The organism is Psychrobacter sp. TB55-MNA-CIBAN-0194 (assembly GCF_040309505.1).
Taxonomy (GTDB): Bacteria; Pseudomonadota; Gammaproteobacteria; order Pseudomonadales; family Moraxellaceae; genus Psychrobacter; species Psychrobacter fozii.
This window is the reverse complement of sequence record NZ_JBEOOW010000002.1, coordinates 298,874-325,380: the sequence shown is the minus strand read 5'-3', so window position 1 is coordinate 325,380 and position 26,507 is coordinate 298,874. Positions and strand designations below refer to the sequence as shown.

Annotated in this window: 22 protein-coding genes; 11 read left to right on the top strand and 11 right to left on the bottom strand. The window is 41.3% G+C overall.

All coding sequences use genetic code 11. From position 1 onward, the window contains the following. The first annotated feature begins 4 nt into the window (after window positions 1-4). The 4 genes from AAEY75_RS03940 to AAEY75_RS03925 all read left to right on the top strand — a co-directional run bounded on the left by AAEY75_RS03940 (window position 5) and on the right by AAEY75_RS03925 (window position 4,768). Window positions 5-2,617, top strand: coding sequence for a lysozyme family protein (locus AAEY75_RS03940; protein ID WP_197216418.1), 2,613 nt, complete (start codon window positions 5-7; stop codon window positions 2,615-2,617). A 1-nt stretch (window position 2,618) separates the two neighbouring features. Beyond that, window positions 2,619-3,266 (top strand): hypothetical protein, encoded by a 648-nt coding sequence (locus AAEY75_RS03935; RefSeq protein WP_197216419.1) that lies wholly within the window; start codon window positions 2,619-2,621, stop codon window positions 3,264-3,266. 281 nt (window positions 3,267-3,547) lie between these two features. Beyond that, on the top strand, window positions 3,548-3,886 hold the full coding sequence (locus tag AAEY75_RS03930) for a hypothetical protein (RefSeq protein ID WP_197216420.1): 339 nt from the start codon (window positions 3,548-3,550) through the stop codon (window positions 3,884-3,886). 162 nt (window positions 3,887-4,048) lie between these two features. Further along, on the top strand, window positions 4,049-4,768 hold the full coding sequence (locus AAEY75_RS03925; protein WP_352258530.1) for a hypothetical protein: 720 nt from the start codon (window positions 4,049-4,051) through the stop codon (window positions 4,766-4,768). A 341-nt stretch (window positions 4,769-5,109) separates the two neighbouring features. Here AAEY75_RS03925 and AAEY75_RS03920 read toward each other — a convergent pair whose 3' ends face one another. Together AAEY75_RS03920 and acnB are read right to left on the bottom strand one after the other, a co-directional pair. Then, window positions 5,110-6,279, bottom strand: coding sequence for a Shedu anti-phage system protein SduA domain-containing protein (locus tag AAEY75_RS03920; protein WP_352258528.1), 1,170 nt, complete (start codon window positions 6,277-6,279; stop codon window positions 5,110-5,112). Window positions 6,280-6,491: 212 nt separating this feature from the next. Continuing rightward, entirely contained in the window at window positions 6,492-9,095 is a 2,604-nt protein-coding gene (gene acnB / locus AAEY75_RS03915) for a bifunctional aconitate hydratase 2/2-methylisocitrate dehydratase (protein WP_352258526.1), read from the bottom strand. Window positions 9,096-9,552: 457 nt separating this feature from the next. Between acnB and AAEY75_RS03910 the strand changes: the two genes are divergently transcribed. After that, a complete protein-coding gene (locus AAEY75_RS03910; protein ID WP_352258524.1) occupies window positions 9,553-9,957 on the top strand; it encodes a carboxymuconolactone decarboxylase family protein in 405 nt (134 codons plus the stop codon). A gap of 148 nt (window positions 9,958-10,105) precedes the next feature. After that, entirely contained in the window at window positions 10,106-11,149 is a 1,044-nt protein-coding gene (gene lipA, locus AAEY75_RS03905) for a lipoyl synthase (protein ID WP_110922474.1), read from the top strand. 254 nt (window positions 11,150-11,403) lie between these two features. Here lipA and AAEY75_RS03900 read toward each other — a convergent pair whose 3' ends face one another. Genes AAEY75_RS03900 through AAEY75_RS03890 form a run of 3 tightly spaced genes read right to left on the bottom strand, consistent with a single transcriptional unit; the run spans window position 11,404 to window position 14,981 of the window. After that, window positions 11,404-13,446, bottom strand: a complete 2,043-nt coding sequence (locus AAEY75_RS03900) for a TRAP transporter permease (protein ID WP_201590347.1) — start codon at window positions 13,444-13,446, stop codon at window positions 11,404-11,406. Continuing rightward, window positions 13,418-13,981, bottom strand: coding sequence for a DUF1850 domain-containing protein (locus AAEY75_RS03895; RefSeq protein WP_194197060.1), 564 nt, complete (start codon window positions 13,979-13,981; stop codon window positions 13,418-13,420). The genes AAEY75_RS03900 and AAEY75_RS03895 overlap by 29 nt, the downstream gene beginning before the upstream one ends. Then, window positions 13,959-14,981: a TAXI family TRAP transporter solute-binding subunit gene (locus AAEY75_RS03890; RefSeq protein WP_197100893.1), complete on the bottom strand. Its 1,023-nt coding sequence runs from the start codon at window positions 14,979-14,981 to the stop codon at window positions 13,959-13,961. Before AAEY75_RS03890 ends, AAEY75_RS03895 begins: the two co-directional genes overlap by 23 nt. A 507-nt stretch (window positions 14,982-15,488) precedes the next feature. Between AAEY75_RS03890 and mtnP the strand changes: the two genes are divergently transcribed. Continuing rightward, window positions 15,489-16,382: an S-methyl-5'-thioadenosine phosphorylase gene (gene mtnP, locus AAEY75_RS03885; protein ID WP_352258520.1), complete on the top strand. Its 894-nt coding sequence runs from the start codon at window positions 15,489-15,491 to the stop codon at window positions 16,380-16,382. Between the two features lie 161 nt (window positions 16,383-16,543). Here the strand turns inward: mtnP and AAEY75_RS03880 are convergent, their stop codons facing one another. From AAEY75_RS03880 to AAEY75_RS03855, 6 genes are all read right to left on the bottom strand, one after another. Continuing rightward, window positions 16,544-17,587, bottom strand: a complete 1,044-nt coding sequence (locus AAEY75_RS03880; RefSeq protein ID WP_352258518.1) for a methyltransferase domain-containing protein — start codon at window positions 17,585-17,587, stop codon at window positions 16,544-16,546. 131 nt (window positions 17,588-17,718) lie between these two features. Continuing rightward, entirely contained in the window at window positions 17,719-18,393 is a 675-nt protein-coding gene (locus AAEY75_RS03875; RefSeq protein WP_352258516.1) for a TIGR04282 family arsenosugar biosynthesis glycosyltransferase, read from the bottom strand. A gap of 129 nt (window positions 18,394-18,522) precedes the next feature. Beyond that, the gene (locus AAEY75_RS03870; protein WP_352258514.1) at window positions 18,523-19,242 is read right to left on the bottom strand and encodes a TIGR04283 family arsenosugar biosynthesis glycosyltransferase; all 720 of its coding nucleotides are present in this window, start codon (window positions 19,240-19,242) and stop codon (window positions 18,523-18,525) included. A 70-nt stretch (window positions 19,243-19,312) separates the two neighbouring features. Beyond that, the gene (locus tag AAEY75_RS03865) at window positions 19,313-20,134 is read right to left on the bottom strand and encodes a DUF547 domain-containing protein (RefSeq protein WP_352258512.1); all 822 of its coding nucleotides are present in this window, start codon (window positions 20,132-20,134) and stop codon (window positions 19,313-19,315) included. Window positions 20,135-20,262: 128 nt separating this feature from the next. Beyond that, window positions 20,263-21,258, bottom strand: a complete 996-nt coding sequence (gene arsS, locus AAEY75_RS03860) for an arsenosugar biosynthesis radical SAM (seleno)protein ArsS (RefSeq protein WP_352258510.1) — start codon at window positions 21,256-21,258, stop codon at window positions 20,263-20,265. 250 nt (window positions 21,259-21,508) lie between these two features. Next, window positions 21,509-21,664, bottom strand: coding sequence for a hypothetical protein (locus AAEY75_RS03855; RefSeq protein ID WP_352258508.1), 156 nt, complete (start codon window positions 21,662-21,664; stop codon window positions 21,509-21,511). A 690-nt stretch (window positions 21,665-22,354) separates the two neighbouring features. On the opposite strand from AAEY75_RS03855, the gene AAEY75_RS03850 reads away from it, so the two are divergent. The 4 genes from AAEY75_RS03850 to AAEY75_RS03835 all read left to right on the top strand — a co-directional run bounded on the left by AAEY75_RS03850 (window position 22,355) and on the right by AAEY75_RS03835 (window position 26,469). Next, entirely contained in the window at window positions 22,355-23,299 is a 945-nt protein-coding gene (locus tag AAEY75_RS03850; protein WP_352258506.1) for an alpha/beta hydrolase, read from the top strand. Window positions 23,300-23,452: 153 nt separating this feature from the next. Further along, on the top strand, window positions 23,453-24,274 hold the full coding sequence (dapD, locus tag AAEY75_RS03845) for a 2,3,4,5-tetrahydropyridine-2,6-dicarboxylate N-succinyltransferase (protein ID WP_194363938.1): 822 nt from the start codon (window positions 23,453-23,455) through the stop codon (window positions 24,272-24,274). A gap of 241 nt (window positions 24,275-24,515) precedes the next feature. Continuing rightward, a complete protein-coding gene (locus AAEY75_RS03840; RefSeq protein WP_352258505.1) occupies window positions 24,516-25,262 on the top strand; it encodes a radical SAM protein in 747 nt (248 codons plus the stop codon). Window positions 25,263-25,323: 61 nt separating this feature from the next. Further along, a complete protein-coding gene (locus tag AAEY75_RS03835) occupies window positions 25,324-26,469 on the top strand; it encodes a multidrug resistance efflux transporter family protein (protein ID WP_352258504.1) in 1,146 nt (381 codons plus the stop codon). The last annotated feature ends 38 nt before the right edge of the window (window positions 26,470-26,507 follow it).

The following is a 26,507-nucleotide window of genomic DNA, read 5'->3' as shown; positions in this document are numbered from 1 at the left end:
AAAAATGGCTACTAAAAAATTTGAAATCTCAAAATCCGAATCTGTAAGACTTCTTATTAAGACTTGCTTTGAAAATAACGTAACCCAGCATGCTCAGATTGCATGTGTATTAGCTAATTGCCAACATGAGACTCAAAATTTTTTGTATTCAGAGGAAATTGATGGTAGAGAACAAGCGAAGTTATTGGGTTATCGAGGTGGCATTGAATATTTTGGAAGAGGATATATACATCTAACTCACATAGATAATTATGAAAAGGCTGATAGCAAACTTGGTCTCGGTGGAAGATTAACTCGTGATTTAGACTATGCTACTAATCCTAATATAGCAGTTAAAACAGCTGTAATAGGTATGCGAGATGGTTGGTTTACTGGGCTAGGACTCAAACGATGGATTGATGGTGATAAAGGTTGGATTACTGGAGATGGCCTTTCTTACTACTATGCAAGACAAATTGTTAATGGAGATTTTAAAACAACAAGCACTTCAGAAATTGCTAAAGAATGGAGTTTAAAACTTCCTTCAGTTATCAATGATATAGATGGATATTCAGTGTTATCAGTTAACTTAGTTGACATTAGAGAAGCTTCAGTTCCTGGTTCAATAATTGAAATAACAGTTACTGAAAATTCAAGCTTTTCACAAAAATACACAACTAATAAGGAGGGAGTAATTCCATATATATATGCTCCCCTTAATTCCACTTTAGAATTTAAAATTGACAATCGAACTTGTATAAATAAATTAGTAATGGATAAAAAATTAAAATCTATTACTTTGGTTGACTCTAACTGTAATTTTAATACCGACACCAAACCGCATCAAATAGTTAGCAATACAAATGATCAAAAATCTAGTCAGTCAGATAAAGGTAATACTACTTCTAGTAAAGTAATTGAAACTGCAAGTAGTAGCCAATCAAAAGTTGATAGTGTAACTTTCAACATAAAGCTAGTTGAAGGCGATACTGGCAAGCCATTACCAAATACAACCTATCATCTCGAATATAAAAATAATATTAAACCCCATAAAACTGACAACTCAGGTGTCGAATCAGGTATCAAAGCAGATATCAGCCAATCTATCAGCGTCTATCTTGATGATGACGGTGGTAAGAAACAATCTATTTATAGCATGGCATTCCCCGTTACTGGTGATTTAAATGGACAGACTAAAGTACTCAAAGTCCCTGCCGTTACGCTGCAACTGAAATTCGTTGATAAGACTAAAAAGCCTATACCTAACTATCAATTCAAAACAGTGTATCGCGGTCGTACTTCTGAAATTAGAAAAGCGAATGCTAGAGGCATAGCCACTGTCAAAGCACTAGCAGGACAGCAACTAAAAATCATTCATGTAACAGCAAATAAATTTACGAGAAACATTGTCACTGACGGTGCAACTGAATGGACATACAGTACTGACAAGCTAATTGAAGATCCTAGCGGTACTACTAGCCCTACTAGTAATGTGCCATCCAGTACAAACTCTCCTTCGCAAAAACCCAATAATACAAGCGCTACTGACAAAGGTAACGTTATACGCAATGATAAAATCACGCCAAAAGGCCCAACACAAGAAGTTGGTTTAGATAAAGCAAAAATTACTATAAAGTTCGTTGATGAAGTAACCAATAAGCCCCTATCAGGACTGACATATTGGACTCAATCAACTAAGTATGGTAAAAACGCTTCTACTACAGGGAGTAATGGCACAAGAGGTCGTACGCATGACTCAGATGTCGGTATCAGCATTGCGGTGATAGTCAATGAGAATGGTAAGGAAATTAAGAAAGGACCTATCATCGCTAATAGTGATAAGAATGGTATTGCTTATGTTTATAAGGCTAAGAAGCCTGAATTTGAAAAAGATATAATCACCTACAATATCTATGAAGATTATCAAATTATTAAGTACATTCCAAAAAATATATCTCCAAGCAATAAACAAAAATATAAGTATATATATTACGAAAAAAACGGTAAAAAACATAATATTTGTACTGTTAATTGGAATACCACTAAAGAAAAGAGTAAAGGAGAAAAACGCAGTAGCAAACCAGCTAATGCATCTATTTTGTATGATAAAAAAGTTAATCAAGGTCAGACGTCTAGACGAGTTAAGTATAAAAATGGAGATATCGCAGAGTACGGAGTTAACAATGGCGAATATTTTTGGAGGCTATTCAAAGCTTTAGCTGGAGATGTTACTTTAGTTAGAATGCCTGACTCATTGAAGTATAATAATGGTAATGTAAAAATATCGTACACATTTTCAAATACTCAGAGAAGATATACTAGTCCAGGGCATTTAGCATGTTTTATCGGTGCATTAGCTACTACTGGTTTAGCGATACAATCTACAGGTAGTTGTTTTGAGGAAGGAACTGGTTTTCCAAGTACTTCACATAACAACGGTAGAAGTGTAGATACTATTTATTTGACGAATCAAGACCATGAACAAAAATATATTACAGCAATGAAAAATTTTGGTTGCCATACACAGTATCGTGGCCATAGCAAGCCTAAATATAAATGGACTACACCAGCAGCCTATCATAACAGCCATTTACATTCAATGTTCGATGAAAAACGCGTAATAATAAGTAGAGAATAATATGTTTAAATATAGCTTAATACTCGTAATGGCCACACTTTGCTCCTGTAGTGTAGATACAAGTGAAACAAAAACTTCGTCTCCTTTAAATGAAACATTATCTAAAGAACTTAGTTCTACAGATTTACACTCTACAGGTATGGGTATCAGACAAATTTCTGATAAAGAATTTATACCTCTACTAGAAAAATCATGTACAGCTGAAAATCTTTCTTACCCCGAAAAATGCTTATATTACGACAAAGTTAGTAATTATAGTTTTGATAGTATAAACCTTGATAGTTTCTCAGGTGCTAACAGTAAAGTCATGCTAAATACTAGACTGCTCTTAGGGTCAAAGAATGATGATGGTGATTATTCTACTAAAACACTTGAGTTAAATACGAATATTGATGGGTTAGAGGTTGATTCTATCAATATTTATGAATATGAATTTAATGAGTATTCATATAATGAACGTATTTTCTATATGAATCAGGATTTTGAACTATGGATTCTTAATTCAATCATGTTTGAAGGTGTCTTATATATCGTATCTTGGGAAAAATATAATATCGATCCCAAAACTGGGAAAATATCAATTGACTCTACAGTACATTACACTTCAATTCACGAATCGGAATCAATTTACAAAGGGTTGATAATGTAAGTGGTCAAAATAGAATATCAACGTTAAAATTCTATTTATCATAGGATAAACTTTCAATTGAATAAAACTTTATCACCGCTACGTCTCCAACATGCTCAGTCCTCACGATGATGGTACTACCCCGCCCCTACGCGCATTACAACTATCATCAGGGGCAACGCATGTTTGACAGTTCGCTCCTCGCATCAAGTAGCAATACACTGTGGACGGCGAAAACAATCGTACGGCAATCAGGCAGCACGCAATCAATGACAATCGGCAGTGAGTAAGGACAGGTCAATGTGTCGAGTCCGAAGCGGATTAAGCTGCAAACGTCAGGCGGAGCGTCGATTACGATCGATGACAGTGGTATTAAGCTAGTATGCCCAGAGACGATTAAGATAAAAGCGGTGAAGAAAGGGCTAGTTGCGGGGGCTAAGGTTAGTGCGCCAGTAATTGCTTTACCGACTTCAGGGTTGTTTAGTAAAGCGTTTGATCTCAAGAAATTGCTACCGCAAGATTTAATAGATCAAGGTATCAGCTACAGGCTTATCAATCACACAAGCGGTACGGAGATCAAAGGGAGGCTTGATGAAGACGGTCAGACATTAAGAGTGTTTAGTGAGAAGGCTGAATTGTAGATTATTGGCAACGTGAACCATAAAGGAGAGATTAAAGCTATTGAGGTATCAGATCAAACAGAGTGTGATAATCACTCTATTGAAGATTTATTTTTAGATAGTGATAACGACGATAGCTGTGGCTGTTAAACCTCTTAATAAGATTAATTTATAGGACAAGCTATGGACTTATTTAATAATAATAAAATATGCTTTTTTTCAATACTCCTCTTCACGACACCGTTCATCAGTGTAGCTCAAACCACAAACGAAGAAGATTATCAAAGTTATATAGATAGCATACCAGTTGTTCAGCTCAAAATGATTCCTAACTCAAAAAAAGAAGAAGCAGACGAATCTTCTATACAAACGCATGAACTAGATTCAATGAACTATACCGATAAATTAAATAAAGAATTAGCAGATAATAAGGTGCCTTTTCAGTACTTAACTCATGAGTATGGCGATGGAAAATTTACTACATATCCATTTGAGTTAGTGAATGAGAAATTACCAACCGTAGAGGGTATTAACTCTAATTACGATAGTAGATATGACAAAGCATTTCAAAAAATGATTTCTAAACTTGTTAGCCCTATCGATCTTACTAAAAAAGAAATCTATGCAATGGGAACACAACGAGAAGGAATGTACATACAAGATATAGATACTAACAAAAAGTATGTATTTAATAAAATTTGCTTTGATAGTAAATGTGCTATAGGTCAAGTGTTCTATATTTTTGATCCGCAAAACTATGAAATGACAGGGATGCTCTATGATGGTTGTTCGTTTGTTAAAGATAACATAACAGGTAAGGATCAACGCACTAGAGAGCTATTAAAAAAATATATTAATACACAAGACCCTCTAAGTTATAGCTATGCTTCTGGTGCTTGTTGACCTATGCTGTCAAATCCGTACGGTCAAATTTGGGAGATTGTAGTTACGCAGCCTGACGATAAAAACCTTGTTTTGCAATTTTGATGATATGTCAATTCATTAGTGATACCATCAAAAAAGGGCTGCCAATATGGTAGCCCTTTTTTAGTCAATGTTTAACTGGGGATAAGGTAATCAACCAAGACTCCAACGCACATAGGTGCGTATTAAAGTATCGGTCCGTCCCGAGTTAGAAAAGATAAATAAAGTGCAGAGCCACGGTTTCCGCCTGCCCCTATATTATACAGAAGATGCAGCTCATGGCAAAATAAGAGTAATAAAGGGCTGATTTAAATAAGTTATTATTCTGTGCCAATAAATAATTGGCAAAAAGTATCATAATCTATTATTTCAATTCCCGCATATCTTCTTCTTGCTTGAACAACTTCCTCAGGTGATGAGTTTTCCCAACTTCCAACGACTAGTACTAATTTAGGGTTTTTAACTTCAATCCCATACTTTTTTTTTGCAAAATCTGAATTTTTTTGATATGTAAAATACTCTTCATAATTAGCAAGTTGTGCAACACCTTCCTCAACATAATCAATAAACCTACGTCTTTTTCTTCCACCTTTAGTAATATTTTTCTTTGCTAACGCTGCAGTTTTCAAATCATATATATCATAATATCCATCAGAGCGTTTAATCAGCAAGTCAGGATTTATTGCAGTATCATCACATGTCCCATCATGTTCAAGCCACTTTAAATAAGGCTCATATTCAAAGTGTTCTGTTTTAAATGCTTTTTTTATTATTTCAGGGTGTAATTTTAAGAACTCTCCAATTGTAGTTTCATGTATTCCGGGAAGCAAATACATACTTTGCAATTGACCTGCAACAATAAGTTGCTCTTCGCTTTTTCCTTTAACGGTATGAATACCTTTAACTTCTTTTTCACTTAAATTTTTATCAAAAAAATCGATTAATTTCGATTTCATTATAGAGCTTTTGAAAATATATGCTGCCAATATGTTTTTGCAGCGATATAAGTTATCTGACCTATTTACAAGAATACAGTTCTCAATTAAACAAGACTCGAAGTTAGAGCCAAAAGAAATAACACTTCCTTTTCCTCCTGTCCTGCTCAATTTCGAACCATATAGCTCTATAGAAGGAAATCTCTCTTCTACAGCTTTAAAATCAGCCTCTTGTGCCAAACACAAAAATTTAAAACCATTCTCTTTACCATCAAGGTGTACACAAGAATCTGGCTCAGAATCATCAAACTGACTTAAGTAACGATAAATCGATTTCTCTTTATGTATTTTAACTATCAGACCACTGTACTTTTTAACCGCCCCCACAAGTTCTGCTACATAGAATCCAGAACAATTGGTGACTAGTAAAATGTTGGGATATAGGACACTGCCATCGTTTGACTCTAAGTGTCCATTTTCTTGCATTTCAAGAACATATTCAAAATAACTTTCAAATATGTTCTTGACCTCTAAGATATATTTATCAAATAACATCGGGATTTCCACAGATAAAGAATAAGCTAATATTTTATATCGGGCTGACACGTGCTTGTAAGGAAGCAAGCATAACATGAGTAGAAATTTATAAAGCAACATTATTTAGAGCCTAAAAACTAACTATAATTTACAACTGCAAAAAAAAACCCGCATCATAAGATACGGGGTTTTCTTTATTTAAAAACGTTTAGCTTAAATTTCAACCAAGACTAGGTCAACTGAGCGACATTAATTTTATCCGCTTCTTCAGTGTATTCTGACATACGGTCGAAGTTCATGTATTGATACACTTCCTCGCCCATGCTGTCTAGCATACCAGCATACTGCTGATATTCGTCGTTGGTTGGCAATTTACCAAGTACCGCTGCTACTGCTGCAAGCTCTGCAGAAGCTAGGTATACGTTAGCACCTTGACCTAGACGGTTCGGGAAGTTACGCGTAGAAGTAGATACCGCAGTAGACTTCGGTGCGATACGTGCTTGGTTACCCATACATAGTGAGCAACCTGGCATCTCAGTACGAGCACCGGCTTGAGCGTAGATATTGTAGTAACCCTCTTCCATCAACTGACGCGCATCCATTTTAGTTGGTGGCGCAATCCATAGACGAGTTTTTAGACTTCCTGCTGGTACATCTTTTAGCAGTTTACCAGCGGCACGGAAATGACCGATGTTGGTCATACATGAACCAATGAATACTTCATCAATGGTATCACCAGCGACGTCAGCTAGTGTTTTAGCATCATCTGGATCGTTCGGGCAGCATAGGATAGGCTCTTTGATGTCAGACATATCGATAGTCATATCGATCGTGTATTCTGCATCTTCATCAGCACGCAATAGACTTGGGTTCGCGAGCCAATCTTGCATCTGCTCGATACGACGACTGATGGTACGTGCATCGCCATAGCCTTCTGAGATCATCCACTTAAGTAGCGTGATGTTTGAGTTTAAGTACTCAGTCACTGACGCTTCAGATAGAGTGATAGTACAACCAGCAGCACTACGCTCAGCTGAGGCATCAGATAATTCAAACGCTTGCTCAGCAGTCAAGTCTTCTAGACCTTCGATTTCAAGAATACGGCCATTGAATTCGTTGATTTTACCTTTCTTATCGACAGTCAATAGACCTTCTTTGATTGCTTGATAAGGAATCGCATGTACTAAGTCACGTAGTGTGATACCAGGCTGACGTTCGCCAACGAAGCGTACACGGACAGACTCAGGCATATCAAGTGGCATAACACCAGTTGCGGCGGCAAATGCAACTAGACCAGAACCCGCTGGGAACGAAATACCCATTGGGAAACGAGTATGCGAGTCACCACCAGTACCAACGGTATCTGGAAGTAGCATACGGTTCAACCATGAGTGAATGATACCATCGCCTGGACGTAAGCTTACGCCGCCACGGTTCATGATAAAGTCAGGTAGTGTGTGCTGAGTTTCAACGTCAACTGGCTTTGGATAAGCTGCGGTGTGACAGAATGACTGCATCACGAGATCCGCTTGGAAACCTAGGCAAGCCAAATCTTTTAGCTCATCACGAGTCATCGGACCAGTAGTATCCTGAGAACCGACTGTCGTCATTTTAGGCTCACAGTACATACCAGGACGTACGCCTTCTAGACCACAAGCTTTACCAACCATTTTTTGCGCTAAGGTAAAGCCTTTACCAGTGTCTACTGGCTCTTCTGGCTTAGCAAAGATGTCTGAATGGCCAAGACCCATGTATTCACGAGCACGATTGGTCAAACCACGACCAACGATCAATGGAATACGGCCACCGGCACGAACTTCGTCAAGCAAAGTTGGCGAGTTTAACTCAAACGTTGACAATACTTCGTCAGAGTCATGCTTAGTGATTTTGCCTTCATACGGATAGATGTCAAACACATCACCCATGTTTAGGTTATCAACATTCACTTTCTCAATTGGCAATGCACCAGAGTCTTCCATCGTGTTGAAGAAGATAGGCGCGATGTTGTTACCCAATACTAGACCGCCGCCACGTTTGTTTGGCACGTTAGGGATATCATCACCCATTAACCAAAGTACTGAGTTGGTCGCAGACTTACGGCTAGAACCAGTACCAACGACATCACCAACATAAGCCAATTGATGGCCTATTTTTTTCAGCTCTTCGATTTGCTTCATTGGACCAACAACGCCTTCGTCATCAGCATTGATGCCGTCACGAGAGTTTTTGTGCATGGCTAATGAATGCAATGGGATGTCTGGACGGCTCCATGCGTCTTGCGCAGGTGACAAGTCATCGGTATTGGTTTCGCCAGTTACTTTAAACGTTGTATAAGTTGTTTTTTCTGGTACTGCAGCGCGGTTCAAGAACCATTCTGCATCTGCCCAAGATTGAACGACTTCTTTTGCAATAGTGTTGCCCGCTTCTGCCTTTTCAGTCACGTCATTGAACGCGTCAAATACTAGCAAAGTCTTTTTCAATGCTTCAGCTGCGTCTTGTGCAACATCGCTATCATCTAATGCAGCAACCAATGGCTGAACGTTGTAGCCACCTTGCATAGTGCCTAAGATTTGAATGGCTTTTTGCTTGCTGATAAGTGGTGATGATGTTTCACCCTTAAGGATCGCAGCTAAAAATGCAGCTTTAACGTAAGCAGCTTGGTCAACACCAGCAGGAATACGATTTTCTAGCAAGTTCATCAAGAATGCATCTTCGCCTGCAGGTGGCGTTTTTAATAGCTCAACCAACTCTGCTACTTGTTTTTCATTCAGTGGTAGCGGAACCGTTCCTAGCTCAGCACGTTCTTCGACATGTTTACGATAAGCTTCTAACACAATAGTCGTCCTCGTCAGTTGGTGTTTAGCACATTACGTTGGGTAGTCAGTATGACAGCCTGCGTCCATGTACTAGATGGAATAATTATCTGTGCAATCATAGCTCAAAACGCTCTAAATGTTAATGGCTCAGCTTGGAAAAGGCTTAGAATAAGGCCATATTGGACATTTATTATAAAAATAGTACCGTCAACAATACGCTTGAACGGTTATTTATATCTTATATGTCGCTCGCTATGCTCATTGACTGCTTTATGATTTTCAGTTAAATAGAAACTGTGTGACTGCTATACTCTTTTGTAAGATATTATTTTTCAAACATACCTTTTTTCAAATGCGCTTTAGTCATTTAATGCACTCTAGCACAGCAGCTTAATAAAGTAGCACATATCATTAGCATACATATATCATTAGCATACATAGCTAGCACATATAAACCGCCAGTGAGGATAATAAAATGAATGATAAAAAAAACAATGCCAATTATGACAACGGTCTAAAAGTTCGCACCGAGGTAATGGGTGAACAACATGTCAAACGCTCACTTGATAGCGCAACTGGGTTCACTCAGCCATTACAGGATTGGATCATTGAGCATGCGTGGGGTAGTACGTGGCAAGATGACTCAGTACTGCCGCGCAAATATCGCTCATTAATCACTATCGCTTTTTTAATTGCCCAAAAAAGCCCCAATGAGCTAAAAGGACATATTCGAGGCGCTATCAATAATGGTGCTAGTGTCGCTGAGATTCGAGAAGTGCTCATGCACAGCTTACCCTACTGCGGCGCACCCGCTACCCAAGAAGCGTTTCGTGCTGCCATAGAAATCCTGAATGAGTTAGATATTGACATAGATATTTAAAACTATGGTAAAGAGACAAGTCGTAGTAATCTTAACAAGATTGATTAAAAGCTACCCCTTGAATTTCTGTTATAATGTCCTCACTCACAACACATTCTAATAATTCCATAAACCCTTATAAGATAAAGGGTTAAGAGATAATTTTATTATGACAACTGCCGTACAAACCTATGTACCTGCTGCTAAGGCCAAACCCAAAAAAGCCATTCAAGGCGAAAAGCTGCGTGGCTACGATAAAGTTGCCCGTATCCCAATTAAAGTGATCCCGACCGTCGAGGCAAAGAAAAAGCCAGATTGGATTCGGGTCAAGATGTCATCGCCTGCTGAAGTAGCCCGTATCAAAGCCACGTTGCGTGAGCAAAAGCTTTATACCGTCTGTGAAGAAGCGGCCTGCCCTAACCTGCCACAGTGCTTCGCTGACGGTACGGCGACCTTTATGATCATGGGTGATATCTGTACGCGTCGCTGCCCGTTCTGTGATGTCGGCCATGGTCGTCCAAACAAGCTAGATGCTGATGAACCACGCCATACTGCTGAGACGATTGAAGGTCTAAAACTCAAGTATGCAGTCATTACTTCTGTGGATCGTGATGATCTAAAAGATGGTGGTGCCATGCATTTCGTTGAAGTACTCAACGAATCACGTGCGCTTAGCCCGAACTGCTTAATTGAAATATTGGTACCTGATTTCCGTGGTCGTATGGATATTGCGTTGGATTTGCTAACGGAAACGCCGCCAGACGTCTTTAACCATAATATTGAAACGGTACCGCGCCTATATAAAGCGTTCCGTCCGGGTTCTGATTATCAGCATTCACTCGACTTGCTCAAACTATATAAAGAGCGCCGTCCTGATATCGCGACCAAATGCGGCTTTATGGTCGGCCTTGGTGAGACCGAAGAAGAGATTTATGCGCTACTTGATGATCTAAAGGCACATAATGTGGATATGATTACGGTTGGTCAGTATCTACAACCTAGTAAAAACCATGCGCCTGTTGATCGTTATGTCCATCCAGATGAGTTCCAACGTTATATGGACTATGGCAAAAAAATCGGCTTCTTTAATATCTGGGCAGGCCCAATGGTACGCTCAAGCTACTTTGCAGATCGTCAATATTATGGTGAAGACTGCCCTGCACCAATCCGTAGCAAAAAGGCATTGGCGGCAGAAGGCAAGCTTGGCTGCTAATCTGAACATACAGCGAATGTGAAAGCATTCGCTAAGAAAAGCTATTAAGCATACAAAAAGGGTGAATAACAAATTTGTTATTCACCCTTTTTTTGTGACTTGATTAAATATATCGATGTAATAGATATGAATGCCTAAAACTTAGACATTCATATCATTCACAAAAATTTGAGTAGTAAGGAAAACAAGTGCAAGTACTACGTATTGTAGACTAAACGAGTTTGACACAACTAATCAACTTTTTGGGGTTGATACTAGACACTTAACGTCGGTGTCGGTGCTTCACTCGTCTTAATATTAAACACAGCAATACCAAGAACGATGACGGCGCCTGCAACACCAGTGATGATCTCAGGGTAAATCAATAACAATGCGCCAACCACCAAGATGACACGGGTAAGCGTATTCATTCCGCCTCTGAAATATCCTTCAAGCGCAGCGCTTAAGGCGATCACACCAGTGATTGACGTTACTACCACGGTGATAATATCCACAATAGGAGGCAGTGGGAAATCTTTCGCCGTGACTGCCAAACCTGTTGGATCGATCATTAGCATCGTTGGGTTATAAATAAACATAAACGGCACGATGAATCCAGCCAGTGCAAGTTTCAATGACAAGAAACCTGTCTTCATCGGATCACCGCCGGATATACCAGCACCAGCAAAGGCTGCCAGACACACAGGCGGTGTAATATTGGCAAAGATACCAAAATAGAATACAAACATATGCGCTGATAAAATTGGAATATCAAAGCCAGCTAATGCTGGAGCCGCCATTGTCGCCGTAATGATATAGGCAGGAATAGACGGTAACCCCATACCTAAAACCATCGATGCTAGCATGGTTAAAATGAGCGTAAAGAATAATGACCCTGCGCCTAATGTGACAATAGATGAGGTCATCACCGTACCAAAGCTAGTCAAACTCACGACCCCGATGATAATACCGACGACCGCACACGCTGCCATTACCGCTAGCGACTGGCGAGCACCATCTTCTAGTGCGCCTAAGATATCAGACAACCCCATGCGAGTCTCAGCACGTAACATACTGATTACGACGGTGAACCCAATGGTATAAGCCGCTGCATAGCCAACAGGAACATTTTTGATTAATAAGAAAACCAAAAATACAATCGGTAGTAGCATATGACCACGGGCTTTTAATACTTCTTTTACCGCTGGCAAGTTTTCTTTAGCAATGCCTTTTAGATCACGGCGTCCAGCACGGAAATGCACCTGTGCAATCACACCCAGATAATACAAAATCGCGGGCAATAATGCGGCCAACGCAATCGTGCTATAAGGTAAGCCTGTTGTCTCCGCCATAATGAATGCACTCGCACCCATAATTGGCGGTAATATCTGCCCGCCAACTGAGGCACTTGCCTCAACTGCACCGGCAAAATCTTTGTGATAGCCGACCTTTTTCATCAACGGAATGGTGAAGGCACCTGTACTGACCACGTTTGATAACGCAGAGCCGTTGATACTGCCCATAAAGCCACTAGAGATGACCGCTACTTTTGCAGGGCCGCCTTTTTTGTGACCAGCGATGGCCAATGCCAAATCATTAAACAGCTGTCCCATTCCCGAGCGTGCTAAGAACGCGCCAAAGAGAATGAATAGGAAAATGAACGTTACCGACGCGCCAATCGCAACAGAGTATAAGCCTTCAGTTTTTAAAAATAATTGACCAAATATATCACCCATGTCATAAGGACGAGTCAATAATCTATCAGGCATAAAGTCCAAATGACTGACAAATGGATACGCCAAAAATATCCCTGCTAAGATCGGTAAAATCCAACCAGTGATACGGCGACTGCCTTCTAGCACGCAGACCACGGTAATCAGAGAAAATATCACATCGACCTGATTTGCCATGCCGCCACGCGAGGTCACAATATCTTGATATTCATAGATTAGATAGCCCATGCCAGATAACGACAGCGCAAACCAAATCCAGTCATACCATGCCACACTTTTTCGGCTACTTTTTTTGCTAGCAGGGAAAATCAAGAATATTAATGCAAAACCAACACCCACGTGTACAGAGCGTTGTAGCAATGCTGGCATTGGATTAAAGGTGATATAAAGGTGAAATAGCGAATAGAGTATACAAATTCCAGCGATCAAATACTTCACTGGTCCTTGGGTAATATGACGCGTGATTGACTCTCGGTCATATTTTTCCAATACTGCTTTGTTGATTGCCGCAGCTTCAGCGTCGGTATCAACATGAGCGTCTGGCTTGGTAGTTACGCTACCGTGATCCGTCACTTGGGATGTCATGACAAAGGTCCTTGTTAAATCTATCAATGAAACCATACATTTTCGGCATGATCGTTACTTCAGAATAATCTGGCACCAACTGGTGAATTAAAACACGATGGTCGCCATAATCAATCTCACCTTTGGTCAGTCTGGATACCACCCAATTGAGATTAGGTAAACTCTCATTGATTTGGTAACCCAGATAGCCAGGTTTTTGTACAGGAGCAAGCATTTCGGTGGAAGGAGTACCTGCACCGAAAGCTTCAAAATAGGTTGTGGTCAGTAGCAGCTCAGCGGCTTCTGTACTACTGCCGTCTATGCGTTGATACTGCTCCTCCCACCATTGTTTTTCTACAGAATGTATCCATCGCAGTTGAAAGTCAGGCTCAACGAAATAACAAACCGTATCATCAGCGCCCTCTACTTCTGCGACACGCACTTCAACAACAGGCTGGAGAATAACCCCCATCCATAACGTAAAAAAAACCAGCGCGGCAATAAATGCTGCGCCAGCTGTTAGCCCTAATGAATTACTTGGCTGCTTGTTCGTCATAGTATTTTTTAGCACCAGGATGGATTGGAGCGACCATACCTTCACGAGCGGTTGCTAGGCTGATGTCATTGGCTGCTTGGTGAGCGGTTTTTAGACCCTCTAAATTATCAAATAACGTTTTGGTTAACTTATAACCATCAGCTTCAGATAGATCAGAACTAACCAATAGCGCATTCATAATTGCTGCCGTTGGGATAGCGGCTTCGTTACCATACGTGCCAGCAGGAATCTCAAAGGTTTTGAAATAAGGCTTGCTTGCGATGATTTCTTTTAGCTTGTCTTGGTCGATGCTGACAATCTGTAAGTCTAAGCCCTGCTCTAACTCCATCAGAGATGAGTTTGGAAGACCACTACTGAAGAAGGCCGCTTCAATTTTACCTGCTTTCATACCATCAGCGGCTTCTGCAAAGCCTAGATAATCAACGGTGACATCGTCATACGTGATACCAAACCCTTCCAATAACGTGCGAGCATTGACCTCTGTGCCAGAGCCTTGATCGCCAACAGCGATACGCTTGCCTCTTAAATCTTCAATAGTTTTGATGCCAGATTTTTTTGACGTGACGATTTGCACCACGTTAGGGTATAAAACAGCAATCTGTTGAATGTTAGTAATTGGCTTCTCAAAGTTGTTTTTACCTTCGATTGCATCGGTGACCACGTCACTGAGTGCCAATACCATGTCGACTTTACCTTGGGTCAATAGATTGACGTTCTCAACTGAAGCACCCGTGGTTTGTGTCTTTGAGTTTACACCGAAGGTTTTGACATAAACTTCAGATAATGACGTACCAATGATGTTGTAAGGGCCTGACGCACCGCCAGTAGCGATGGTAAGGAACTTGGTATCTAGCTTATTATCAGCAGTGTCAGTCGCAGCGCCATCTGTTGCGGTACTATCGGTGGCTGTAGTATCACTACTTTCTGAACATGCTGCTAGGCCTAACGTAGCGCTTAGCATCGCTGATAATAATAATGGAGACTTGAAAGAGTTGAGCATGGAATTCATCCTTGAAATAATCAATTTAATACATAGAGTCGCATTAACTTACGCTTATTAATGCGTTACAGACTTGTAATAATATAGCAATTTTTACAATAAATAAACCACAGACTGTTTTCTCTTTTGCTTTCAATACCTTATATTTGAAGCTGTTTGAAGGCATGCTAGCGTTTTATCATCAAATCTGAATATACACATAGTTCCTCTATATAGAACCGAGTTCCTATCATCAACTATCTAAGCAAGGTTTGAAGGTATTACAAACCTTTATCAAAACCAGCTATAGATGGCACATACTGCCTATTTGAGGCAGCATCTACTTTAATTGTGACAATATCTCGTTATAGGTAACACATAAAATCTGACCCAGTACTTATTTTTGATTGCTTTCTATTACCACTCAGTTTCTACTATATTTTCTTTGAATATTAATAAGCGCCAATAACAAGAAAATTCTTCTATATTAGCAAGGTTCTCTTTGACAACTAAAATTGGATAATACTTATGACAACCTCTATAGAACAAGCACCACTATCTGCGGATATCGCTATCATTGGAGGCAGTGGGTTGTATCAAATGGATGCCCTCATCAACAAGCGTCATATCACTATTGACACGCCCTTTGGCAGCCCCTCTGATGATATTGTCTTGGGCGAGCTAGAAGGAGTGACGGTTGCTTTTTTAACACGGCATGGTCAAGGTCATAGACTGACGCCGTCTGAAGTGCCTTATCGTGCCAATATTTATGCGTTAAAAACGCTTGGGGTGCGCTACATCGTATCCGTGTCAGCAGTAGGCTCTCTACGAGAATCGCTTAAGCCACTAGATATGGTCATTCCAGATCAAATGATTGATATGACCAAGCAGCGAGTGAGTACTTTTTTTGGCGCGGGTGCGGTCGCTCATGTATCAATGGCCGACCCGCTTTGTCCTGCCCTAGCAGAACTCTTGACGCGTGCCTATGACAATGCAGATATTGCAGAAGGCACCAGTCACTCAAAAGCGACCTATGTCTGTATCGAAGGTCCACAGTTTTCAACCCGTGCAGAGTCCCAGTGGTATCGTCAGATGCAGGCAGACATCATCGGTATGACCAATATGCCAGAAGCCAAATTGGCACGTGAAGCCAGTATTGCTTATGCGACCTTGGCACTGGTGACAGATTTTGATTGTTGGCATCCGACTGAAGAAGCCGTCAGTGCAGACTATGCGATAAAAAATCTTATGAAAAATGCAGATAATGCTCAAAAAGTGATTAAGGAAGCGGTCGCTTTGATTGCCGCTGAATCGCCTGACTCAATTGCACATAATGCGCTTGCTCAGGCACTGGTGACATCAGTAGATATGATGGATGATGCAACCAAAACTCGATTGGCAGCACTACTTCCTAAATATTAATAGACATGTCGATAAATGAGTATCTAACCGAAAATAAATCGATCAAACAGTAAAACGCTATTTCTATAGTTTCTGCCAATACACAAACATCAGCAACGAATGACTCATAAAAAAGGCCATTAAGTGAATTAATGGCCTTTACTAATGTCAATATCTTAGTTTTAACAACAACTACCTAACCCAGAGGTTGGTATCACAGAATGGTTAAATGGCATCAGCTCACCGCAGCCGGCAAAAATACCGTAGTGACGACTGTCATCACCGATAAACTCAAAATGTGGTGCAAAGCGAGACTCTTTTAGCATTCTAAACGTGTTGCCACAGACTGGAAATACTCGACCAGCCTCAATAGCATGATGCTTATCGAGATCAAAACGGTGCGGTGACTGAGCAATAGAGCCTTTGTATATAACCGCTTGACCATGATCTTCGCAAGCATCCTCAAGCGATGCTATTTTAAACAAACGATAAGTGGCAGAGAAAAACTGGATATCGCCAATTTTGGCAGCCAAGGCAGGATCCGTAATTTCAAGCGGACAATCCTCGACTAAACGTACGTCTAAAAACCCTGCGTCTCGTGACAGACGGGTAAAGTCTTTCCAGTACAATGCGCCGCTCAAGCATTCGCCATACAAAACTGGATCATCTATCAGATGTTGAGGGATACGGCGGTCAGCATACACATCAGAAAAATAAAACTCGCCGCCAGGCTTAAGTAAACGCTGCACACTGGCCATGACGGCTGCTTTGTCTGGTGAGAGATTAATCACGCAGTTTGAGACAATAATATCGAAGCTGCCATCTGCAAGATTAAGATCATCTAGCTTTTCGATATAGCCATGTAAAAAAGTCACATTGTCATAACCAAACTTGTCGATGTGATATTGCTGATGCTCTTTGGCAACGGCCAGCTGCTCATCGGTCATATCGACGCCGACCACATGCCCACTCTCGCCCACCAATTGCGCCAATGCATAGACGTCACGGCCTGAACCACTGCCCAAGTCTAAAATTCGGCAACCCTCGAGCAGTGCAGGACACACCAGCCCGCATCCATAATAGCGACTCAGCACTTCATCATGGATATTGGCCAATAATGGCTTGAGCCACTCTGGCATATTGCTCACATCGCAACACGCTGAGGTTTTTAGATCATCGGTACTTTGTAACTCTTTACCATAGTAATTTTGCACGACGTCATGCATAACAATATCCTTATTGAGAGTAAAACCTGGTTAAAATCTGAGTAAACATCATAAAAAATAAAGCAATACGGTATAAATACATCCATGACAAGCGGGTGCCGACCGTCATCTAGTTGTTCGTATGGTCATAGCTATTGAGCAAACTTAAGCCAATCTGATGGCAGATGCTCTAAATCTGCAGGTTCGTCAATATCATGTAGCGGCGCTAACAATGCCAATGTCCAACCCAAATCCGCCACACGCTGCCGGGTCACAGTTGCCACACTAGCTGTACTCCAGACGATATCTGAAAACAGACTGCCATCAACTTGCTTAAACCCGAATAACACATAGCCACCATCAGTCGCTGGGGTCATAACCGCATCATGGTCATCGAGCTGCTGTACTGCTGTCTGAATACGCTCTGCCGTCAGACTGGGACAGTCAGAGCCTATCAATACGATTTTTTGGTGTTTTTTCAGTGCATCTTGACTTGCTGTGATTAAACGCGTGCCCAAGTCGCCATCTGCTTGAGTCGACCACTGCAGTGAGTCAGGCAAATTAAGGGTTTGCCAGCAAGGGTCTGTCACTGCTGGACTGACACATAACTCAACGGTAAAACCAGTAGCGACCGCTTGTTCGATACTATGCAACAACAGCTGCCTTGCCATACGGGCAGCACCCTCTATGCCTAGAGCTGGTTGCAGGCGGGTCTTTGCCATATCACGCGCTGGATATTTGGCAAACAATATGACACAGGTGTCTGGGTGTTGTGCTTGTGCATCAGTTATCGTAAGGGTTGCGTGAGGGCTTGAATGCTCAGTCATGCTAGGGCACATCCTTAATCTAAGGGGTATTAATGTTTATATCGTTGATTCGGTTTAAACGAGCATCAAGGCAATCGAGTGCAAATGTATAGCTTGCACTCGGCTTCCTTTTATCGAAGTCATTTGGATTCAACGATAGTAGCGCTGCCTTAATACTTCAGGGGATACACCGCGCCAATAATCAAATCGTAAATGCCACATCAAAAAAATGGTGCGCCATGTGCCATGCTGTTGCCAACGCCGCGCTGAGGTCGTCACTTTGCTATTCAGACAAACAGGCCTAGCAATACTTTTTAGACGTTTGCATAGCTCAATATCTTCCATCAATGGCTGATCGGCATAGCCATTCATCTGCTCAAACAAAGATCTTTTGATAAAAATGGCTTGATCACCTGTTGCGATACTTACCAGACGTGAGCGTTTATTGATCATCATGGCGACTATTTTTAATAATGGATCACGGCTATTCAGACGCACATCGAAACGTCCCCAGTCATACTGGGTCATTGCCTGTTGAATACTATCTATCGCATCCATTGGCAACAGGGTATCAGCGTGTAAAAAGAGCAAAGCATCCCCTGTTGCTTGCTGAACGCCCGTATTCATCTGTCGAGCACGTCCTGCTACGGATTCAATCACTTGCCAGTCTATAGCAGTCTGCGCCACACTTGATAAATCATTTAATAAACGTCTAGCAATACCAACCGAATCATCCGTCGAGCCACCATCCACCACTATCACTTGTGATGGCGGTGGATATAGACCATTAATATGAGCAATGAGCTGCGGCATATTGTCCGCTTCATTGAGCAACGGAATGATGATAGAGATGTTCAATAAATGCACCATTTTGATGAATCATCATCAGTTTCGCCTATCTTTGATAAAGATCAGCACCTGTATCGACCAAATTCTAGATTTACTTTTTATTTAAGTTCCAATTGTAATCGGTATAACTGATTTTGATTTTGCCTTGCTTCAAATCAGCGGTTTGGGCTTTACTCAGTCCCAATGATGAAGAGTAACGACCCAAAAATCCTTCTAAATCGTTGGTACTACGCCAATTGGTCGCAAAGTCTTCTTTATACCATTTGAAGATTGGCGATACACTCAGCGTATTGCCTTTTAGGCGATTACGGCTACTGTCCCCCAAAAATTTCGAGGTCGCTTGCTCTAATTGCCCGTCCAAACCTTTGCCAGTGAAAGCATCATCTTGTAATGCAGGGCAGCCAATACTGGCACAGTTAACCGCGAAGTGAATGCGCGGATCATTGTAGCGCTTAGAGCCACGGATCAAGGTGTGCTCAATCTCATCTAATGAACGAGTCTTGCCCAATAACGGAATAAACTTTTGCTTCCATGGCGAGCCAAATGTCCCGCCAATGTCTTTGATAGATTTGATATTAGGATATTTTGTTAGGACCAAATCGACTGTCCCAGCGTTATAGACATTGATTAAAAATGCTAACTGCTCGTTTTTGTTCCAACGATTAAATTCAGACTGAGACACCTTACTCGTGGCATCCAAATAGCTTGTGAGCTTGCTACTATCTGCTTTCATGCCAGCATAGTTGACGACCGAGGCTTTGCCGCCGTTAGTCATGGTGACATGCTTGTTGAGCAAACTGTCCCAGCTTTGATGGTTAAAATCAGCATAAGCGGCGACACTGGACAATAGAATTGCTGTCGCAATCACGGGCTGTACCACTAGGTTTTTGACTGAAAAGTTAGATACTGACATAAGATTGGCTCCATTTGAATCGATGATGTTTTACTATTTAATTTTTGTCTGCTTCAATAGTATTTACTGACAAAAACTGTTTATTTATTTTTGTTGATGCTCAACGTGTGATAATTTGATATAAATTATTAAATAATCGTATCTTGTGCTGGGTGATCTATCTCCTCTTCCTCTAACGCGCCACCACAGCTACTGCCCTGTCCTGCGGTGCAGCCATAACAATGATCAGCAATAGCAATGTCATCACCAGAAGGGTTTTGGGTTAACAGATCGTTTAGATGTCGACGCGATTTATTGGGTACGGGTATTTCTAGCTGTTGATTAAAATCACAGTCAAACAGCTCGCCCAGCCAATTGACGCTAATGGTTGATCGGCACATAACCCCAGCTAAATTGGCGGTGACATAGTTGTCTTTGAGCAGTGTCATATAGGGGTGAAATTGATCTTTGGCCAATAGCACTGCCCCAAAGCGCTGGATCGGCATATTGGTCAGTGCAAACAGTTGGTTAAACTCGATATCAAAATGCTCTTTTAGCTCCCGCTTATAGTCGGCTTCAAGCTGCTGCTGATTGGGTGGCAGTGTCGCACCTTGTGGATTGAAGACCAAATTCAGTGTCAGGCTTGAGTCAGGCTTGCCATAGCCCAAACTATTGAGCTTTTGCAATCCCAATATACTGTCATCAAATGCACCTTTGCCACGCTGTTTGTCTACATTTTCTAGGGAATAGCATGGCAATGAGGCCACCACTTCTACCTGATTGTCTGCTAAAAACTGCGCCATGTCCTCATAACCTTCTTCCATGAGAATGGTCAAATTGCAGCGATCTATTACTGTGACGCCGAGTGCACGCGCTGCTTTTACTAAATACTTAAAGTCCTCATGCATCTCAGGCGCACCGCCCGTCAGATCAAGCGTGTCAATATTCTGCGCTTGTAGCACCTTAGGTATCAGCTCAACCAATTCTCGTGACATCATCTCAGTTCGATAAGGACTGGCGGCCACATGGCAATGCACGCACGACATATTGCATAAATACCCCATGTTGACCTGTAATATGGTTAATGTTTGGCGTTTAATAGCAGGAAAGTCCGTATGCTCAAGCAATTCGATAGTCGATTTCATAGTGGTACAAAATCCTTTTAGTTGTACAGCTAAAGAAAATAATAACGTGAACATAAAAAAGCAATGCCGATACGTAAACAATTGCTTTTATGACTATTTCATATTCATACTACCTCATTTATAAATTCCTAACTTTGTCTTTTTTCTAATGAATGGTGGCTGATTATGAATAAGCGCTCACAATTCACCATATGTAATTACACATCTATATAGTGCTTTATAGATGACGTACCGTGCTTTTAAATAAAAATTACATGTCATAGGACTTTACAAATCGTCTGTCAATTTTTTGTTTGAGATACCATACCCAACATCCTTGTAGACTGACCCACCCATTATCTATCGTTTCTAAATCAGTCGATGATGTCCATACCGAGCCAACCAAGTAACATCCCAATGTGGGCATAACCTGCTCCTGCTAGTAGTAATATTTTTTAGACAGGTTCGTCATAGGCTACTTCGTATCAGTCAGTGGTATAGTCAGTTCAGTATAAAAAGAACCTCCGATAATTTTTGAATGGTAAGCATGGCTTAAGTTATTAGCATGGCTTTGACATTCTGTTTAAAAATAACATGGAAATGCAACGGGTTTGAGAATGGTCTGTTGTAAACGTGCGATGACAACATCAATGGCTTGAACCATGCACATTAAACAGTGGTACTTGATTATTCAGTCTCGATAATATTTATGATGTTAAAGCAAGCATGTTACCTACTAGCACCTGCTTACCCTTAGCTGTCCAGTTGATTGAGTTTCAGTTTATAAGTAAAAGAGAGTCAAGGCAGACGATTGCAAATGTAACGGTGATACTTCAGGCGAGGTTAACGCTGTCGCTCTTTTATGGAGGATCGACTATACCATTAAAAATAATCTGTCTGTGTGGGTCACTTAACCTAGCAAAAGCAGGTAAAATGTATCCACGTTTAATGAAACAAACCCTTTAAAGCCCTATAATTATTTGATTTTTTGGCATATCATTTATAGTAACTATACCTTTATAGTCGCTATTAGCATGCTTCAGATACGCTGTCTCTTTATTTATCAGATTTTATTCATCAAAATTACAAATAATGAAAACCCGTCAAGGAATACTACATGAGTACCAGTAACGACCATATTCTCTCCTCAGATAACATTCATTATTTGCATCACGATTTTTTTGAGCCCAGCGATGAAAAGACTGAAGTAAAGGCCACATTATTAATTGTGCATGGTATGGCAGAGCATAGCGGACGTTATGCAGAATTTGCTCAGTTTTTAGCAGATCATGGTGTTGCAGTGGTCACTTATGATCATCTTGGTCATGGAAAAACCATCAAAACAGAAAGGGATTTAGGATTTTTTGGCGAAGAGCATCCTGTTCAATCCTTGTTGAAAGACGTGATTATCATGGCCGATACCCTAAAGAATCGCCATCCTGACGTGCCGCATTTTGTCTTGGGTCATTCAATGGGTTCGTTCATTATCCGCAACGTCCTCAAGCATCATGCAGGCACCTTTTCTGGCGCTATTTTGATGGGCACAGCAGATGCCAATCCACTGACCAAAGTACTACTGCCTGTCAATAAAATACTGGCAAAAGTCGCTTCAAGAAAACAAAATCCTGTGTTTGCGAAGGTGATGAATAAAGTCCTTAATAGCAAGCTTGAAGATCGCATCTCTTCATCAGAATTTGCATGGTTAACTAAAGACCCTGCCGCCATCGAAATATACGAAGCAGATCCATTGACGGGCTTTGACTTTACCAACAATGGCTTTATGACGTTGTTTTCTCTAATGGAAACAGGCTTGAATAAAAACTGGGCGACAACGATTGCCAAAAACTTCCCGATGTTATTCATCAGCGGTGAAGATGATCCCATTGGAGATATGGGTCATGGTATCCGCAAAATCGTCACTCGCTTAAACAACAAAAACTTTAGTAACGTAGATATTCAACTCTACCCTAATATGCGCCATGAGCCACTACACGAAAAAGACCATGAAATCGTTTATCAAGATATCTTGGAGTGGATTGAGAGTAATACGTCGGATAATTAACCTCAATGCCGAGGTTCACAGTGAACTCGTTTGCTAAAAGTTGTTAAATTAGCGACAATACGGCAAGTAAAATCTTAGTCCGAAACTAAGCAAACATTTAACTATAAGTACGATGTATTTTTTAATTACCTTTAACTAATGTTAGGATTTTTTATGTCATTACAACAAACCATCGAACAAGCCTTTGAAAACCGTAACGAATATAGCCCAAGCACTATGCCACAAGACGTACGTGATGCTGTCGAGCAAGTGCTTGAGCAACTAGATAACGGTAGCCTACGTGTTGCAGAAAAGAAAGACGGTGAATGGGTCGTCAACCAATGGGCGAAAAAGGCGGTATTACTGTCTTTCCGCTTAAACGACAACTACGTTCAGGCAGCTGGTGAGCATGTGCAGTTTTATGACAAAGTGCCAACTAAATTTGCTGATTGGACTGAAGCACAGTTTAAAGAAGCTGGCGTACGTGTGGTACCACCAGCCGTAGCTCGTAAAGGCTCGTTCATCGCAGCTGGTGCTGTATTGATGCCATCGTATGTCAATATCGGTGCTTACGTTGATCAAGGTGCCATGGTAGATACATGGGCGACCGTTGGCTCATGTGCACAAATCGGTAAAAACGTCCATCTATCAGGCGGTGTTGGCATCGGCGGTGTATTAGAGCCATTACAAGCCAACCCTACTATCATTGAAGACAACTGCTTCATCGGTGCACGCTCTGAGATCGTTGAAGGCGTGATCGTAGAAGAAGGTTCTGTCATCTCTATGGGTGTGTTCATCGGTCAATCTACCCGCATCTATGATCGCGAAACTGGCGAGATTCATCGTGGCCGTGTACCAGCAGGTTCTGTTGTCGTACCAGGCAGCTTGCCGTCAGAAGATGGTACTCACAGCTTGTATGCTGCTATCATCGTGAAAAAAGTAGATGCGCAAACTCGTGCAAAAACATCAGTCAATGAGCTATTACGCTTAGCCTAGTATTTCTAATACTTATAGTCTCGTACCCAAACAGTACGGACAGCGACAGATCATCTTTATTAAAGACGCTGAAGAAAACTTCAGCGTCTTTTTTGCAGCTTAATAGAGGGTGGTGCGTTATAATCCTTTTCTTTAGTTTGGCTTTATCCAAACGCAAAATCTCCATATCAGAACCCGCCTTTTTATTACGATTGATAGATGCCTAATCGCCTTATCAATCTTTAACTGTATTTGACATATTATGAGTGAATCACTATTACGCACAGCCGCCATCCCTGTCACTGATCCTGAAGCAGGGTTACGTCTGACAGAGATTTTTTATTCCTTGCAAGGGGAAGCCATCACCTCAGGCTTGCCAACGATATTTGTGCGCCTAACGGGCTGTCCACTGCGCTGTGTGTATTGTGATACCGAATATGCATTTACAGGCGGTGAGCGTCAGTCATTAGAAACTATCATGGAAACCATCAAAGGCTATCCATGCAAGCGCATCTGTTTGACTGGTGGAGAGCCATTAGCGCAGCCAAATGCCATCGAGCTGATGAAACGATTGCTAAGCGATGGCTATGAGATATCGCTTGAGACTGCAGGGGCACTCACGGTAGAGAATGTACCACCAGCTGTCAGCAAAGTGATGGATCTTAAAACACCAAGCTCAGGCGAAGTCGATAAAAATCTGTGGTCTAACCTCGACTATCTCACTCAGCACGACCAAATCAAGTTTGTCATCATGAATCGTACCGATTACGACTGGGCAAAAGCTATGTTGACCAAGCATAAGCTACACGAGTTAGTTGGTACGGTATGGTTCTCTCCGATGTTTAACGTTGCAGATGACATCAGTGAAGATGCTAGTAAAAACTTGCCTAGCCCTGAAGTACCGGTACTGGCGCGTGAGCTTGCAGAATGGATGCTGGTGGATGCGCTACCTGTACGCTTCCAATTACAGTTGCACAAAATTATTTGGGCAGATGCCAAAGGCAAATAGCAATATAAAAGTCTAAATAGCTACTTTAAATAACTAGCGAAGCAAGTGTAAGGATAGAGTTATGGTCAAACTCATTTTATTGGGGTTATTATCGGGCGCATTTTTTAGCTCGACGTTTATCCTAAATGAGCTTATGAGTGCGGCTGGTGGACATTGGTTTTGGTCAGCCAGCCTTCGCTATTTATTTATGTGGTTAATTCTCACCGCCATTATCGTTATGCAACATGGCTTTGGACGTATTAGAGAGCTAGCGACTATCTTTCGCCAGCATTGGGGATTTTGGTGCATCACTGGTAGTATCGGCTTTGGTATCTTTTATACCGGCATATGCTACGCGGCCGACCATGCTGCGGGCTGGGTCGTCGCGGCAACCTTTATGTTTACCGTCGTCGCAAGTCTGCTTGTCTTGCTAGTATTTGGCCAGCGGTTTGATAAGAAATTCATCGCTTATGCACTATTGGTGTTTTTCGGTGTAGTGCTGGTTAACATTAGTGAAGGTATACACGCTGCCTCTGTATTGGGTGCTGATGCCGTCCCTATGAAAGACATGCTGCTTTACGGTGCGTTGCCTGCGTTAGTAGCAGCCTTTAGCTATCCCATTGGTAACCAATTGGTTTGGCAGGTCTCTTATAACGCCAAACAGAAAAATACTGAATCACAAGCTCCGATGCAAGCGACCTCTCAAGCAACTGACCAGACGGCGGAAACTGAGTTGCCGCCTTTATCCGCTATTGATACTCACTATCCGGCCGACTCAATCAGTATTGCTCATACGACAGATGCTGTCTTAGCCGAACCAACCCCTTCTCTACTGCAAGGCTTAATTGCAAAAATTCCCGCTATTCAAACCACCTTACTGCAAAATGCTTTTAATAAGGTATGGCTCATGACCTTGGGTACTGTGCCATTTTGGTTGGTATTGGGTCTTATCGTTCATCCTGAATTGCCCGAGACGAAGCAAGTATTTAATACGTTACTGGTTGCTTTATTGGCAGGTGTGGCAGCCACTAGTATTTTCTTATATGCCCGCGAAAAAGCAGAAACCTCAAGCGAAGTCGCTGGTGTCGATGCCACTCAGACAAGTGAGGTGATATTTGCATTGATTGGTGGCATGTTATTGCTCAATAGTAGTCTGCCATCGATAATGGGATTAATAGGTATTGCTCTCATTATTGTTGGGTTGATTCTATTTGCAAAAGACGGTTAAGGTATGTCCGGCTATTTGATGACCAGCGGTTTTATATT

Coding starts and splice junctions, on each gene's coding strand:
- AAEY75_RS03940 (WP_197216418.1), top strand. CDS start 5: ATGGCTACTAAAAAATTTGAAATCTCAAAATCCGAATCTGTAAGACTT.
- AAEY75_RS03935 (WP_197216419.1), top strand. CDS start 2,619: ATGTTTAAATATAGCTTAATACTCGTAATGGCCACACTTTGCTCCTGT.
- AAEY75_RS03925 (WP_352258530.1), top strand. CDS start 4,049: ATGGACTTATTTAATAATAATAAAATATGCTTTTTTTCAATACTCCTC.
- AAEY75_RS03920 (WP_352258528.1), bottom strand. CDS start 6,279: ATGTTATTTGATAAATATATCTTAGAGGTCAAGAACATATTTGAAAGT.
- AAEY75_RS03910 (WP_352258524.1), top strand. CDS start 9,553: ATGAATGATAAAAAAAACAATGCCAATTATGACAACGGTCTAAAAGTT.
- lipA (WP_110922474.1), top strand. CDS start 10,106: ATGACAACTGCCGTACAAACCTATGTACCTGCTGCTAAGGCCAAACCC.
- AAEY75_RS03900 (WP_201590347.1), bottom strand. CDS start 13,446: ATGACATCCCAAGTGACGGATCACGGTAGCGTAACTACCAAGCCAGAC.
- AAEY75_RS03895 (WP_194197060.1), bottom strand. CDS start 13,981: ATGACGAACAAGCAGCCAAGTAATTCATTAGGGCTAACAGCTGGCGCA.
- AAEY75_RS03890 (WP_197100893.1), bottom strand. CDS start 14,981: ATGCTCAACTCTTTCAAGTCTCCATTATTATTATCAGCGATGCTAAGC.
- mtnP (WP_352258520.1), top strand. CDS start 15,489: ATGACAACCTCTATAGAACAAGCACCACTATCTGCGGATATCGCTATC.
- AAEY75_RS03880 (WP_352258518.1), bottom strand. CDS start 17,587: ATGCATGACGTCGTGCAAAATTACTATGGTAAAGAGTTACAAAGTACC.
- AAEY75_RS03875 (WP_352258516.1), bottom strand. CDS start 18,393: ATGACTGAGCATTCAAGCCCTCACGCAACCCTTACGATAACTGATGCA.
- AAEY75_RS03870 (WP_352258514.1), bottom strand. CDS start 19,242: ATGGTGCATTTATTGAACATCTCTATCATCATTCCGTTGCTCAATGAA.
- AAEY75_RS03865 (WP_352258512.1), bottom strand. CDS start 20,134: ATGTCAGTATCTAACTTTTCAGTCAAAAACCTAGTGGTACAGCCCGTG.
- arsS (WP_352258510.1), bottom strand. CDS start 21,258: ATGAAATCGACTATCGAATTGCTTGAGCATACGGACTTTCCTGCTATT.
- AAEY75_RS03855 (WP_352258508.1), bottom strand. CDS start 21,664: ATGCCCACATTGGGATGTTACTTGGTTGGCTCGGTATGGACATCATCG.
- AAEY75_RS03850 (WP_352258506.1), top strand. CDS start 22,355: ATGAGTACCAGTAACGACCATATTCTCTCCTCAGATAACATTCATTAT.
- dapD (WP_194363938.1), top strand. CDS start 23,453: ATGTCATTACAACAAACCATCGAACAAGCCTTTGAAAACCGTAACGAA.
- AAEY75_RS03840 (WP_352258505.1), top strand. CDS start 24,516: ATGAGTGAATCACTATTACGCACAGCCGCCATCCCTGTCACTGATCCT.
- AAEY75_RS03835 (WP_352258504.1), top strand. CDS start 25,324: ATGGTCAAACTCATTTTATTGGGGTTATTATCGGGCGCATTTTTTAGC.